Annotated in this window: 14 protein-coding genes and 1 tRNA gene; 11 read left to right on the forward strand and 4 right to left on the reverse strand. The window is 61.2% G+C overall.

Annotated elements, in window-relative coordinates:
- The first annotated feature begins 3 nt into the window (after positions 1-3).
- Positions 4-1299 carry a serine--tRNA ligase gene (serS, locus tag H8S45_RS02335; protein ID WP_054326582.1) on the forward strand — a complete coding sequence of 432 codons (1296 nt, stop codon included), beginning with the start codon at positions 4-6 and terminating at the stop codon, positions 1297-1299.
- 3 nt (positions 1300-1302) lie between these two features.
- Positions 1303-1692, forward strand: coding sequence for a thioesterase family protein (locus H8S45_RS02340; protein ID WP_054326581.1), 390 nt, complete (start codon positions 1303-1305; stop codon positions 1690-1692).
- 38 nt (positions 1693-1730) lie between these two features.
- Here H8S45_RS02340 and H8S45_RS02345 read toward each other — a convergent pair whose 3' ends face one another.
- Entirely contained in the window at positions 1731-2174 is a 444-nt protein-coding gene (locus H8S45_RS02345) for a GyrI-like domain-containing protein (RefSeq protein WP_054326580.1), read from the reverse strand.
- 106 nt (positions 2175-2280) lie between these two features.
- Positions 2281-2868: a GDSL-type esterase/lipase family protein gene (locus tag H8S45_RS02350; protein ID WP_159068133.1), complete on the reverse strand. Its 588-nt coding sequence runs from the start codon at positions 2866-2868 to the stop codon at positions 2281-2283.
- A 108-nt stretch (positions 2869-2976) separates the two neighbouring features.
- On the opposite strand from H8S45_RS02350, the gene H8S45_RS02355 reads away from it, so the two are divergent.
- Together H8S45_RS02355 and trxB are read left to right on the forward strand one after the other, a co-directional pair.
- The gene (locus H8S45_RS02355) at positions 2977-3300 is read left to right on the forward strand and encodes a thioredoxin family protein (protein WP_054326578.1); all 324 of its coding nucleotides are present in this window, start codon (positions 2977-2979) and stop codon (positions 3298-3300) included.
- 21 nt (positions 3301-3321) lie between these two features.
- Positions 3322-4245: a thioredoxin-disulfide reductase gene (gene trxB / locus H8S45_RS02360; protein ID WP_054326577.1), complete on the forward strand. Its 924-nt coding sequence runs from the start codon at positions 3322-3324 to the stop codon at positions 4243-4245.
- Positions 4246-4312: 67 nt separating this feature from the next.
- On the opposite strand, the gene H8S45_RS02365 is transcribed toward trxB, so the two are convergent.
- Together H8S45_RS02365 and H8S45_RS02370 are read right to left on the reverse strand one after the other, a co-directional pair.
- On the reverse strand, positions 4313-4981 hold the full coding sequence (locus H8S45_RS02365; protein ID WP_107631356.1) for a Crp/Fnr family transcriptional regulator: 669 nt from the start codon (positions 4979-4981) through the stop codon (positions 4313-4315).
- Between the two features lie 63 nt (positions 4982-5044).
- Positions 5045-5129: transfer RNA gene (locus H8S45_RS02370), tRNA-Leu, on the reverse strand.
- A 166-nt stretch (positions 5130-5295) separates the two neighbouring features.
- On the opposite strand from H8S45_RS02370, the gene H8S45_RS02375 reads away from it, so the two are divergent.
- From H8S45_RS02375 to H8S45_RS02405, 7 genes are all read left to right on the forward strand, one after another.
- Entirely contained in the window at positions 5296-6633 is a 1338-nt protein-coding gene (locus H8S45_RS02375) for a hypothetical protein (protein ID WP_107631357.1), read from the forward strand.
- A gap of 25 nt (positions 6634-6658) precedes the next feature.
- Entirely contained in the window at positions 6659-7348 is a 690-nt protein-coding gene (locus H8S45_RS02380) for a response regulator transcription factor (RefSeq protein WP_054326573.1), read from the forward strand.
- 77 nt (positions 7349-7425) lie between these two features.
- Entirely contained in the window at positions 7426-8982 is a 1557-nt protein-coding gene (locus H8S45_RS02385) for a sensor histidine kinase (protein WP_054326572.1), read from the forward strand.
- Positions 8982-9917, forward strand: coding sequence for a DUF1385 domain-containing protein (locus H8S45_RS02390; protein WP_054326571.1), 936 nt, complete (start codon positions 8982-8984; stop codon positions 9915-9917). Before H8S45_RS02385 ends, H8S45_RS02390 begins: the two co-directional genes overlap by 1 nt.
- Positions 9918-9998: 81 nt before the next feature.
- Complete coding sequence (prmC, locus tag H8S45_RS02395; protein ID WP_082396870.1) at positions 9999-10865, forward strand: peptide chain release factor N(5)-glutamine methyltransferase; 867 nt, start codon at positions 9999-10001, stop codon at positions 10863-10865.
- 198 nt (positions 10866-11063) lie between these two features.
- Positions 11064-12224, forward strand: coding sequence for a recombinase RecA (recA, locus tag H8S45_RS02400; protein ID WP_082396868.1), 1161 nt, complete (start codon positions 11064-11066; stop codon positions 12222-12224).
- Positions 12221-12688: a regulatory protein RecX gene (locus H8S45_RS02405; protein WP_054326570.1), complete on the forward strand. Its 468-nt coding sequence runs from the start codon at positions 12221-12223 to the stop codon at positions 12686-12688. The genes recA and H8S45_RS02405 overlap by 4 nt, the downstream gene beginning before the upstream one ends.
- Positions 12689-12779 lie beyond the last annotated feature (91 nt).

Here is a 12779-nt window from a genome sequence, read left to right on the forward strand (position 1 = left end):
AAAATGCTGGATATCAAATTTGTCAGACAGAATCCGGACGCGGTGAAAGAGAACATTAAAAAGAAGTTCCAGGACGAAAAGCTGCCGCTCGTTGACGAGGTCATCGAATTCGACGCCAAATTCCGCGCCGCCAAGACCCGCTGCGACGAGTTGCGCGCCATGCGCAACAAAAAGTCCAAGGAGATCGGCGGCCTGATGGCAAAGGGCCAGAAGGACGAAGCCGAGCAGGTCAAGGCCGAGGTCAAGGCCATGGCGGACGAGATGGCAAGGCTGGAAGAGGATGAAAAGACCTTTGCCGAGGAAGTCAAAAACCGTATGATGGTCATTCCGAACATCATTGATCCGTCCGTGCCGATCGGTAAGGATGACTCGGAAAATGTGGAGATCGAAAAGTTCGGCGACCCCGTTGTTCCGAATTATGAAATACCGTATCACGTCGATATCATGGAATCCTTTGATGGCATCGACTTGGATGCTGCCCGCAAGACGTCGGGCAACGGCTTCTATTACCTGAAAGGGGACATCGCGCGGCTGCATTCGTCCATCCTGTCCTATGCGCGCGACTTCATGATCGACCGCGGCTTCACCTACTATATCCCGCCGTTTATGATCCACGGCGACGTGGTCAAAGGCGTCATGTCCTTCAAGGAAATGGAGAACATGATGTACAAGATCGAGGGCGAGGACCTGTACCTGATCGGCACCTCCGAGCATTCCATGATCGGCAAGTTCATCGATTCGATTAACGACGAGGATACCCTGCCGCAGACGCTCACCAGCTATTCGCCCTGCTTCCGCAAGGAGGTCGGCGCGCACGGCATAGAGGAGCGCGGCGTTTACCGCATCCACCAGTTTGAAAAACAGGAAATGGTCGTGGTCTGCAAGCCGGAGGAGTCCCCGATGTGGTACGACAAGCTGTGGCAGAACACGGTGGACTTCTTCCGCTCGCTGGAGATTCCGGTGCGCACGCTGGAGTGCTGCTCGGGCGACCTGGCCGACCTCAAGGTCAAGTCGTGCGATGTGGAGGCGTGGTCACCGCGCCAGAAAAAGTATTTCGAGGTCGGCTCCTGCTCCAACCTGGGCGACGCGCAGGCGCGTCGTCTGGGCATCCGCGTGCGCGGCAAGGATGCCAAGGAACTGTACTTCGCGCATACGCTCAACAACACGGTTGTCGCACCGCCGCGCATGCTGATCGCGTTCCTGGAGAACAACCTGCGCGCGGACGGCTCGGTGGCTATCCCGCAGCCGCTTCAGCCGTATATGGGCGGCAAGACTGAGATTCGCAGAAAAGGAGAATGAGGCATGGAAATTGGCATCAAGGGCGAGCAGAAGCTCACCGTCACCGCAGATAAGCTCGCATCCAACGTCGGCAGCGGCCTGGTGGCCGTGTTTGCGACGCCGATGATGGTCGCCGCGATTGAGAATACCGCCGCGGCCAGCGTGGAGGCACATCTGGAAGCAGGCAAGACCACGGTCGGTACGCTGGTTAACGTCAGTCATGTTGCGGCGACGCCTGAGGGTATGGAGGTCCGCGTCGAGACCGAGCTGACCGAGATCGCGCCGAACGGCAAGATCTTAACCTTCCATGTCGCGGCCTATGACGAGGCCGGCCTGATCGGCGAGGGTACGCACCAGCGCGCCATTGTGGACAAGGCGCGCTTTGAAGCCAAGGCGCAGGCGAAAAAGGGATAAGGAAAAAGCGCCGCAATGCGGCGCTTTTCTGCTGTTTTTCAGAGAACAGGGACATAAAATTGGCACCTTCCCCGCTGCACGAGGGAAAGCGGATAGGCTTCCAGCATCGGGCGGGATGGGTCGGCGGATAATCCACAGCAACCGACGGTGCGGACAGCCGTGCCGTATATTTCGGAAAGCGCCTCCGGCGTGTGCGGCACAGTAAAACAGACGTAACGCCCGTCCGGCAGGTAGCCTGAACGGGTATCCGGTAGCCGCGCCGCCAGCCGGAGGACAAGGCAGGCGTCATACCGGCAGGCTTCGGGCGGCGTGCAGGCGGGGTCGTCCCAGGCGGCGCAGAAAATGACTGACCCCGCATCCAGCAGGTCGGCGTCCCGTGCCAGACGTTTGAGCCGTTCCACCAGCGCACGGTTTTCCGGTCCATAGGGGCCGGTGCGGCGCAGGAAAGCAATCGGCAGGGCGGGCAGTTCGATCAGTTTCATAACAGAATGTTCCTTTCAGTGGATTGACCGGTCTGGGAACAGGATAACCCGATTTAAAATGCTTTTCAAGGGTGTTTTTATAATATTTTAGAACTTTTTTCGGAAATCATTTTGCTCCGCAAAATGCTGCGGCGAACGCCCCGCCGGCCTGCGCGGCAAAACGCGCATGGCCCTCGGCCGTGAAATGCACCCCGTCGAAGCACAGGGGGATATCCCAGCATCCCGCGTCGGCAAAGGCCGCGCCGCTTTCGCCGGCCAGTATCCGGTAATACCCTGCAAGGTGCGCGGAGGCGGCGAGCAGCGCCTCCTCCCGCACCCAGTCGCCGGGATGGAAGCATGGCGGGGCGATCAGCAGGAAGGGAACGCCTAAGCTCGATAGGCATACGAGCAGACGCTCCATCCGCGCGGCCGCAGCCGCGGGCGGCACGCCGAGCAGCAGGTCATTCGAGCCGAGCATCACGCAAAGCCCGTCGAACGGCCGCAGCGCCGCGAGCTGGCCGCACAGCGTCCGCAGCTCGAATGGGGTATGCGGGATGGCGCGGCCGTTTTCCCCAAGGTTGTAGATGATCCATTCCGGCCGCGCGTTCAACCGCGCGGTCCAGCGCACACAGTCCGGCCAGCGTCCGCCGCCGAAGCCGCGCGGGTCGTAGCCCCAGGTGTTGGAATCCCCCAGACAGACGATCGCTTTAGACAAACCGGACCCCTCCTCAAAAGCTGTTGGTGACAAACTCACAGTAATCGACAGAAAAACGGGTATAATAAAAGCATACCAGAAATACAAATAGAAAAGGAGCTGTTGACAATGGCAATGCTGCATATTACCAAGGAAAACTATCAGGAACTCGTGGAACAGTCTGCGCAGCCGGTGCTGCTGGAATTCTGGGCGCCGTGGTGTACCTACTGCCGCCGGATTGCGGGCGTGGTCGCCAAGCTGCCCGAGGCCTACGCGGGGCGCGCGGCGGTCGCCCAGGTCAACATTGACGAGCAGCCCGAGCTGGCGCAGCGGTTCTCGGTCGATACCATCCCCTCACTCATCCTTGTGAAGAATGGGGCGGCGGGCGAGAAGCTGGTCGCGCCGGGTTCCAAGGCGGATATCGACGCTTGGATGCAGGCGCAGTCCGTATAAACAGGAAAGCGAGACAGGCCTATGGGAAAAATATATGATATGCTGGTCATTGGCGGCGGGCCGGGCGGCTATACCGCAGCGCTGTACGGCGCCCGTGCCGGACTGAGCGTGCTGGTGATCGAAAAGCTGTCCGCGGGTGGGCAGATGGCCACCACCGAGCAGGTGGAGAATTACCCGGGCTTTGACGAGCCGATCGACGGCTTTGAGCTGGGCGAGCGCATGCAGCGCGGTGCGGAGCGGTTCGGCGCGGAATCGCTGCTGGCGACCGTGACAGAGGCTAGCCTGGAAGGGCCGGTCAAGCGGGTCACGACCGACGAGGGCGTGGTCGAGGGGCGGACGGTGGTACTCGCCACAGGCGCGTCGCCGCGTCCGCTCGGCGTGCCGGAGGAGCAGGCGCTGGTCGGCCGCGGCATGGCCTACTGCGCAGCGTGTGACGGGATGTTCTATAAGGGACGGACGGTCTGCGTGGTCGGCGGCGGCAACACCGCGGTCGGGGACGCGCTGCTGCTTGCCAAGCTGTGCGAAAAGGTGTACCTGATCCACCGCCGCGATACGCTGCGCGCCTCCAAGGTATATGAAAAATCCCTGCAGGCCGCGGAAAACCTGGAAATTGTCTGGGACAGCCGCGTGACAAGGCTGCTCCATGCCGAGCGCGTCACCGGCGTGCAGGTGGAAAACGTCAAAACCGGCGCGGTCCGCTCGATCGCGTGCGACGGCGTGTTCGCGGCGGTCGGCCGCGTGCCGGACACCGCGCTGCTGGCCAGCCAGGTCGCGTTGGACGAACAGGGCTACCTGATCGCGGACGAGACGACGCGCACCAGCGTCGCGGGCGTGTTCGCGGTGGGCGACGTGCGCACCAAGGCGGTGCGGCAGATCGTCACCGCCGCGTCGGACGGTGCGGTCGCCGCGCATTTCGCGGAGGAATATCTCAACAGCATAACATGACGTTCCGACAGGGAGCGGACAAAAACGGCCGCGTAAGCGGCCGTTTTTTGATGCGGGCAGCGTCCGGTCAGCGCAGGCTGTCGCCGGCGGTGCGGTACAGGCCGTCGATATTGGTCAGCGCGATGCTGCCGCGCTCCAGCTGTACGAGCCCTTCGCTTTGAAAATACCGGAGCAGGCGGGTGACGACCTCTCGCGCGCTGCCTAGGTGCGCCGCAACGCGCTCATGCGTCAGCGGCAGGATATCCGCGCCGGACAGGCCGCGCTCTTCCAGCAGGAACGCCGCGAGGCGGCTGTCCAGCTTGCGGTTGAGGAGTTGGTCCATCAGCCACATCACCTCGGAAAAGCGCGCCGCCATCAACTCGTTGGTATAGCCGGCCACAGCCGCGGATTGCTCCATAAGCGTTTTGTAAACATCCGGCGGGATGCGGAGCACATCAGTCGGCTCCTCCGCGGAGATCATCACGTCAAACTGGATGCTGCGCATAATGCAGGAGGCGGAAAACAGGCAGATATCGCGTTCAAGCAGGCGGTACAGCGTCAGCTCCTTGCCCTCGCCGGACAGGGTGTAGGCGCGCAGCCGTCCCTTGACGACGATGAACAGCCCCGCGCAGTCGCTGCTGCCCGCGTGCAGGATATTGCCGGCCTCAAAGCGCGCGCTGGAAACGGCGCTTTGCAGCAGGTCGCGCTGCGCGTCGGTCAGTTTCGGCCAGAAAGGGAAATATTGCTCGACAGACATAGCAGAAGCCCTCCAGAATCAGTAAAGCGGAAAACCGGCCCCTCCAGGCCGGTTTTCGCCGTATGGTGCACCCGAGGGGAGTTGAACCCCTACCTCCTGCGAGACCAGAACCTAAATCTGGCGCGTATGCCAATTTCGCCACGGGTGCGGATACGTTTCCAGTATACCCGCAAAAAGCGGATTTGTCAATCGAAGCGCGCCCGCGCGCTGGAAAACCGGATAAAAATTATGCAATTTCCAGTACCAAACGGGTGGGCTTTGTGCTATACTAAATCTGTATAAGTGTCTGCATTGATTGTGAACGGGAGAGCTTCATGAAATTGATCCGAACCATCCCCGTGCTGGCCGTGCTGCTGTTTGCGCTGTCCGGCTGCACGTTCCCATCGGGCGACGACCTGCTCGCCGCGCCCAAGCCATCCGCCAACTACCAGACCCTGCAGGTCGAGCTGGAAAACCTGCTCTCGTCGGGCGTTACCTATACCGCGCCGACCGACGGGGAAAACCGCTCGCCTATCCAGCTTGTCGATCTGGACGGGGACGGGGCGGATGAAGCGATCGCGTTTTTCCGCGGTTCCAGCTCGGTGACGAGCAACGCGTTCAAGGTCTATGTTTATAAAAAACAAGACCAGCAGTATGTCTGCACGGGCGCGATCGAGGGGAAAGGCACCGCGATCCTGTCGGTCGATTACCCCACGATCACACCGGCCGGCCGGCGCGGCATGTTGATTGCCTGGAAGCTGCCGGGAGACGGCGTGGGCGCGCTGACCATGTGCGATTTTGATAAAAACTGCGCACCGGGCTTGCTGCTTGAGACCGAATACTCGGCCATGGAGCTGGCCGACCTGACAGGCGACGGCGCCAAGGACCTGCTGCTCATTACGAACAACCCCGCCGGACAGCGCGTGGCGCGGCTGTATCAGTACCATATCGGGTTGGACCTGGTAGGCGAGGCGGCTACCAGCGCCGAGGCGGTTTCGGTCGAACGGATGACAAGCGGCCGCGTACAGAAAAACCAGCCCGCTGTGTTTGCAGAGCAAAAAACAACGAGCGGTGTCGGACTGACAACAGATATTTTTGTCTATGAGGACGGGACACTGCAAAATCTCGCGCTGGACAGCGAGGACTCCATCCATCGGGGTACCTATCGGCCGGTATCGGTCTACGCGGCCGATATCAACGGCGACGGCGTGACCGAGCTGCCGCGCGCCGTACTCATGGCGGGCTACGACGAAGCCGCCGCGACGGACGCGCTTTTCATGCTCGATTGGTATGTGTATAGCGTGGATCGGCCGCCAGTGCTGATGATGACCACCTATCAGAATGTGTCTGACGGATGGATGTTTAAGATCGATGCAGAATGGCACGACCAGATCACGGCGGTCAAGACGAGCGAAAGCGGGATCAGCGCGGTTGAATTCGCGCAATATATCGGTGGTGGGCAGCAAATACCGTTGTTCACCATCTATTGCGTCACCGGAACGCTGCGGGATTATTATATCGGCCGTACCGACCTGCTTCAGCTCGGCCAGACCTCGCAGGCGGTCTACTTCGCGCGCTTTTCGGAGGACGCACAGCAGAGCGCGATCCAGATCGATGCCAACGGCGTAAAAGAGCGCTTCTCGCTCCTCACCCAGGCCTGGAGCAATGAATGAATGGTAAATCAAAGGAGGAACATCCATGAAACGCAAAATACTGGTTTTGGAAGATGAAGAAAATATCCGCTCCTTTCTGGTCCTCAACCTGAAGCGGAGCGGTTACGAGGTGATAGAGGCCGAAACAGGCGAAGCGGCGCTGGAAAAATACCATGCCAACCAGGATATCGCGGTTGCGGTGCTGGATGTGATGCTGCCCGGCATCGACGGGTATGAGGTCTGCCGCGCTATGCGCGCCGCGGGCTATCAGGCGGGCGTTATCATGCTGACCGCGCGCACCCAGGAGGCGGACAAGGTGACCGGCCTGATGAACGGCGCGGACGATTATGTGACCAAGCCGTTTTCCGTGATCGAGCTTGCCGCGCGCGTGGACGCGCTGTACCGGCGCGTGTCCGGCTCGCCCTTCTCGGAGGAGGATGTGATCAAGTCCGGCCCGTTCAAGCTCAACCTGCGCGCGCGAGAGGTACTCAAGAACGGCATCAAGATCGAGCTGACGCAGATCGAGTACGGGCTGCTGAAAGCGTTTATGGAGAACATCGGCAAGGCGCTCTCCCGCGACGAGCTGCTGGAGATGGTCTGGGGCCATCACTATGTGGGCGAGCTCAAGATCGTGGATGTAAATATCCGCCGCCTGCGCATCAAAATCGAGGATGATCCGGCGGAGCCATCGCATATCGTGACCGTGCGCGGCTACGGCTATATGTGGGAGGGTTGACCGCCGCAAGCAGGGAGCGCGCTGCCGCCCCCTGTGCGTTTGCCGCAACAGCCTGAGATGAGAAAGGCAGCTTACCTATGATTTATCGCAGATCTAAAAAACAGCCCAAGGCGCCGCCACAGCCAGCCGCGCCCAAGGTGTTGCACTCGCCGGGCGGCATCAAGGGCCGCTGGATGATGAACTCGCTTTCGTTCGTGCTGGTCATCCTGGCGGCCGTGGTTATTCTGGTCACGGTCGGCGTGTCCGGCTACTATTACGCCTCGGTGCGGGACAACCTGACCTCGCGCGCCACGCTCAAGGCCGAAACCTACCACAAGTATTTTACCGAAACCTACGACCAGTTTTACGCGCAGGCGGAATCTGACGTTTCCACTTTCAGCGAGCAGGAAAAGCTCGAGATGCAGTTCCTCGACCGCAACGGCCGTATCCTGCTGTCCACCTCGGCACTGACGGGCGGCGGCATGGCCTCCACCGAGGACGCCGCGCAGGCGCTGTCCACCCAGAAGACCGCGGTGTTCCCCGGCCGCGACCCGCTTACGGACGAGCGGGTCATGAGCGTGACCACCCCTCTCCTGTCCTCCCGCGGGGAGCTGATCGGCGGCGTGCGCTTCATCACCTCGCTGCGCATCGTTGAGCGGCAGATCTGGATCATCATCGGCATCGTCATTCTGGCCTGCCTGGTGTTCCTGATGCTGGTCGTCGCCTCCAACAGCTATTTTGTCAAGTCCATCGTGGATCCGGTCCTCAAGATCAACACGATCGCCAAGGAGATCGCGGCCGGCCGCTACGGGGTGCGCCTGCAAAAGACCTATGACGACGAGATTGGCGAGCTGTGCGATACGATTAACTACATGTCAGACGAGATCAGCCGCGCCGAGCGCATGAAGAACGACTTTATCTCCTCGGTTTCGCACGAGCTGCGCACCCCGCTCACCGCCATCGGCGGCTGGAGCGAAACATTGCTCGCGGGCGGGGGAGAGGACCCAGAGGAGGTTATGCAGGGCCTGACCATCATCCAGAAAGAGGCGGGCCGCCTGACCCGCATGGTTGAGGAGCTTCTGGATTTCGCGCGCATCGAGTCCGGCCGCATGAAGCTCGAGGTCGAGCTGTTCGACCTATCGATCGAGCTGTACGAGGCCGTGTATATGTATGAAAATCTGCTGCAGAAAAGCGGCATCCGGCTGAGCTACGACGAGGACGTGGACGCCAACTACTATATCAACGGCGACCGCCATCGCATGAAGCAGGTGTTCCTCAATATCCTGGACAACGCCGCCAAATACGGCGCGGACGGGAAAAAGATCGATATTTCCCTGCGGCGGGAGGGCGGCAAAATCGTCGCCTCGGTGCGCGACTACGGCCAAGGCATACCGGAAGCCGAGCTGCCTTTTGTCAAGGAGAAATTTTATAAAGGCTCCTCCAAGCAGCGCGGCAGCGGCATCGGCCTGGCCGTGACCGACGAGATCGTCGTCCTGCACGGCGGCACGCTGGATATCGCGTCCACGCTCGGCGCGGGTACGACGGTCACCATCACCCTGCCCGCCGCGGAGGCGGAGGAAGCGCTCGGCATCACGGGGGCTATCCCCAAGGTGCCGGAAACCCCTTATACCCCTGAACCCAAAGGAGATAGCTAATGCCAACGCAAAAGAAAACCACGATCGGCGGCCAGGCGATTATCGAGGGCATCGTGATGAAAGGTCCCAGACGGGTCTGCACGGTTGTCCGCAAGGCAAACGGCGAGCTGGTCGTAAAGGAGGAGGACGCGCACCAGCCCTCCGCGTTCTGGAAGCTGCCGGTGCTGCGCGGCGCCTACGGCCTGTTCATGGCCATGAAAGACGGCATCCAGGCAATCAACTATTCGGCCTCGTTCTTTGAGGACGAGGAGGTGGACGCGCCGCCCTCCAAATTCGAGATCTGGCTGGAAAATAAATTCGGCTCCGAGGGTCTGAACCGGCTGATCCTCGGTATTTCGACCGTAATCGGCATCGCGCTGCCGGTCGCGCTGTTCCTGCTGCTGCCGAGCTTCCTCGGCGGCTTTGTGCCGGAGGGCTGGGGCGTACTCGCCCGCAACGTATTGGAGGGCGCGGTGCGCGTGGTGATCTTCCTGCTGTTCATGTGGTCGGTGTCGCACATGAAGGACATCCGCCGCACGTTCGAATACCACGGCGCGGAGCACAAGACCATTTTCTGCTACGAGGCGGGCGAGGAACTGACCGTGGAGAACGTCCGCCGCCAGAACAAATACCATCCGCGCTGCGGCACCAGCTTTATGTTCGTGTTGATTATTATTGCGACGATTGTTTCGTCCATCGTGTTTTCCATCGTGGATATCACCAACCCGTTTCTGCGCATGCTGGCGCATCTGGTCCTGCTGCCGCTCGTGGTGGGCATCAGCTATGAGTTCAACCGCTACGCCGGCCGTTCGGAGAGCGTGCTTTCCCGTGCGCTGCGCTGGCCTGGCCTGATGATCCAGCACCTGACCGTGTTCGAGCCGGACGATTCCATGATTGAGGTGGCGATCACCGGCATGAAGGCGGTCATTCCGGAGGACGGATCGGACAACTGGTGAATAGGCGTCCATATCGCTGTATGGAAAGCCGCCGCGCGCCCTGCGGCATGCGTAAAACACATTTAGGGGGTGGGCCAAGCCTTGACCAAGACCATCAACGACGTATATATGGAGCTGTTCAAGCGCTTGAAGGAGGCGGACGATCCGCAGCCTTCTCTTTCCGCGCGCGAGATAACGGCATACGCCTGCAAGGCGGATAAAAACAAAACAGCCGACTGGGGTCATGTCTATCTGGACGACGCGACGGTGGACTATGCGCATCTGCTTTGCGACCGCTGTCTGGACGGCGAACCGCTTGCATACATACTCGGCGAATGGGATTTTTATGGGCTGACGTTCCAGATCGACCGCTCGGTGCTGATCCCGCGCTCGGATACCGAGCGTCTGTGCGAGTTGGTCATCGGACAGGCGCGGCAGCGGGTTTCGCCGCGCATCCTCGACCTGTGCTGCGGTTCGGGCTGCATCGGCATCGCCGCCGCGCATGAGGTGGAGGACGCGCGCGTCGCGGGTGTGGATATTTCCGAGGGCGCGCTGCGCGTTACGCGGGAAAACGCCCGTCGGCTGGGGGTGCAGAGCCGGTATGTCGCGCTCAAGGCGGACGTGCGCTTCCGCCCGCCGAACAATATGGGGCAGTTTGACATTCTGGTTTCCAATCCGCCCTACGTCACCCGCGCGGAGATGCGCGCGCTCGAGCCGAGCGTCGCGGATTACGAGCCGCACGAAGCGCTGTTCGGCGGGGAGGACGGGCTGGATTTTTACCGTTCGATCTGCGCCAAGTGGGGGGAGCTGCTCGTGCCGGGTGGCGTCATCCTGTTCGAGTGCGGCTACCGGCAGGCGACGCAGGTCGCCGCCATCCTGGAGGATAACCGTTTTGCCGGCATCGGCATCACGGAGGACCTTTCCGGGGTGCCGCGCATTGTGTATGGGTACAACACCCTGCTGGAATGAAACGGGGGAAAAGCCTCCGGAATATGTACCGCTCAGCGAACAGATCGAACGCGGCGCGCAGGCCGCCGCGCCGTCCACAGACGAAAGTGAAAAATAAAAAGCAGGAAAACATCGAACAAATTTTCGATTTTTCTTGCTTTTATTTTTTGCCACTGGTATAATGGATGCAGGAATCAACAAACAAGCAGGAGGCTCTTTATGGCTACCAAAAAACAGCTCGAACCGGTCGCGCCCGCGGCCGATAAAAAGAAAGCGCTCGCCGCGGCGCTCGGTCAGATCGAAAAGCAGTTCGGCAAGGGTTCGGTCATGCGTCTCGGCGAGAACGCCGGCATGCAGGTAGACCATATCCCGACCGGCTCGATCGGGCTGGATCTCGCGCTGGGCATCGGCGGCCTGCCGCGCGGCCGCATCGTGGAGATCTACGGGCCGGAATCCTCCGGCAAGACCACGGTTGCGCTGCACTGCGTGGCCGAGGCGCAGAAGCTGGGCGGCACCGCCGCGTTCATCGACGCGGAGCATGCGCTCGACCCCATATACGCCAAGGCGCTGGGCGTGGATATCGACAGCCTGCTGGTTTCCCAGCCGGATACCGGCGAGCAGGGGCTTGATATCGCGGAGGCGCTCGTGCGTTCGGGCGCAATTGATATTGTGGTCATCGACTCGGTCGCCGCGCTCACCCCGCGCGCCGAGATCGAGGGAGAAATGGGCGATTCGTTCGTCGGCCTGCACGCCCGCATGATGAGCCAGGCCATGCGCAAGCTGGCCGGCTCGATCGCCAAGAGCCAGTGCGTAGCTATTTTTATCAACCAGCTTCGTGAAAAGGTGGGCGTGATCTATGGCAGTCCGGAGGTCACGACCGGCGGCCGCGCGCTCAAATTCTACGCCTCCGTGCGTATCGACGTGCGCCGTACCGAGCATATCAAGTCCGGCGCGGAGAATATCGGCAGCCACACCCGCTGCAAGGTGGTCAAGAACAAGGTCGCGCCGCCGTTCAAGGAGGCCGAGTTCGACATCATGTACGGCGAGGGCATCTCGCGCACAAGCGAGCTGGTCGATCTGGGCGTCAAATACGGCATTGTGGGCAAGTCGGGCGCGTGGTTCTCGCTGGGCGAAATGCGCCTGGGACAGGGGCGCGACGCGGCCAAGCAGTATTTCAAGGACCATCCCGAGCTTGCGGACGATGTGCAGAAGCAGATCATGGAAAAAGTTGAGGAGGAGCGGCAGAAGGCGCATCAGACCGCGGCGGCCCGTCCGGCGTCCGTAGCGGCGCCTGCGGCCAAGCCCGCCGCACCCAAGGCCGGCGCTTCGCGGGCCGTGTCCATCGACGCGGACGATTTTGACGACCTGGATGAAGAATGAACGGGGATAAATACCACGCGGCGCTGGACGCGGCGGCGAGGCAGCTCTCATACCGCGCGCTGAGCGCCAGCATGCTGCGGGACAAGCTGCTCGACAAGGGCCACGACGAACAGGCAGCGGAGTACGCGGTCGCTTGGCTGCTGGAACGCGGCCTGCTGGACGACGCTGCCTACGCGGAAAGCGTGGTGCGTTCCTGCGCGCGCAAGGGGTACGGAGAGCTGCGCATCCGGCAGGAGCTGGCCCGCCGGGGCGTGGCGCGCGAGACGGCGGAAGAGGCGCTGCAGCCGTTTTCTCCGGACAGGGCGAAGCTGCGCGCGCTGCTTGACAAGCGGCTGCACGGCGATGTGTCCGACCGGCGGGAGGTCGAAAAGGCGGTCGCGGCGCTGCAGCGCCGGGGGTTTTCCTGGCCGGATATTCGGGCGGCGCTGGCTGAGTACGGGCAGGACCTGCCCGACACGTTCTAAAAGTGCATAAAAGAGCGCAAAAGGGGCGGGAAAGCAAATTTTCCCGCCCCTTTCTTAACAATCAGGTTTTTCCGTGCTATCCTTTCCCTAA

This window comes from Agathobaculum faecis, assembly GCF_014287995.1.
Classification (GTDB): Bacteria; Bacillota; Clostridia; order Oscillospirales; family Butyricicoccaceae; genus Agathobaculum; species Agathobaculum ammoniilyticum.

Bases quoted from the DNA above. Each gene is read 5' to 3' on its own strand.
- serS (WP_054326582.1), top strand. From the start codon at position 4: ATGCTGGATATCAAATTTGTCAGACAGAATCCGGACGCGGTGAAAGAG.
- H8S45_RS02340 (WP_054326581.1), top strand. From the start codon at position 1,303: ATGGAAATTGGCATCAAGGGCGAGCAGAAGCTCACCGTCACCGCAGAT.
- H8S45_RS02345 (WP_054326580.1), bottom strand. From the start codon at position 2,174: ATGAAACTGATCGAACTGCCCGCCCTGCCGATTGCTTTCCTGCGCCGC.
- H8S45_RS02355 (WP_054326578.1), top strand. From the start codon at position 2,977: ATGGCAATGCTGCATATTACCAAGGAAAACTATCAGGAACTCGTGGAA.
- trxB (WP_054326577.1), top strand. From the start codon at position 3,322: ATGGGAAAAATATATGATATGCTGGTCATTGGCGGCGGGCCGGGCGGC.
- H8S45_RS02365 (WP_107631356.1), bottom strand. From the start codon at position 4,981: ATGTCTGTCGAGCAATATTTCCCTTTCTGGCCGAAACTGACCGACGCG.
- H8S45_RS02375 (WP_107631357.1), top strand. From the start codon at position 5,296: ATGAAATTGATCCGAACCATCCCCGTGCTGGCCGTGCTGCTGTTTGCG.
- H8S45_RS02380 (WP_054326573.1), top strand. From the start codon at position 6,659: ATGAAACGCAAAATACTGGTTTTGGAAGATGAAGAAAATATCCGCTCC.
- H8S45_RS02385 (WP_054326572.1), top strand. From the start codon at position 7,426: ATGATTTATCGCAGATCTAAAAAACAGCCCAAGGCGCCGCCACAGCCA.
- H8S45_RS02390 (WP_054326571.1), top strand. From the start codon at position 8,982: ATGCCAACGCAAAAGAAAACCACGATCGGCGGCCAGGCGATTATCGAG.
- recA (WP_082396868.1), top strand. From the start codon at position 11,064: ATGGCTACCAAAAAACAGCTCGAACCGGTCGCGCCCGCGGCCGATAAA.
- H8S45_RS02405 (WP_054326570.1), top strand. From the start codon at position 12,221: ATGAACGGGGATAAATACCACGCGGCGCTGGACGCGGCGGCGAGGCAG.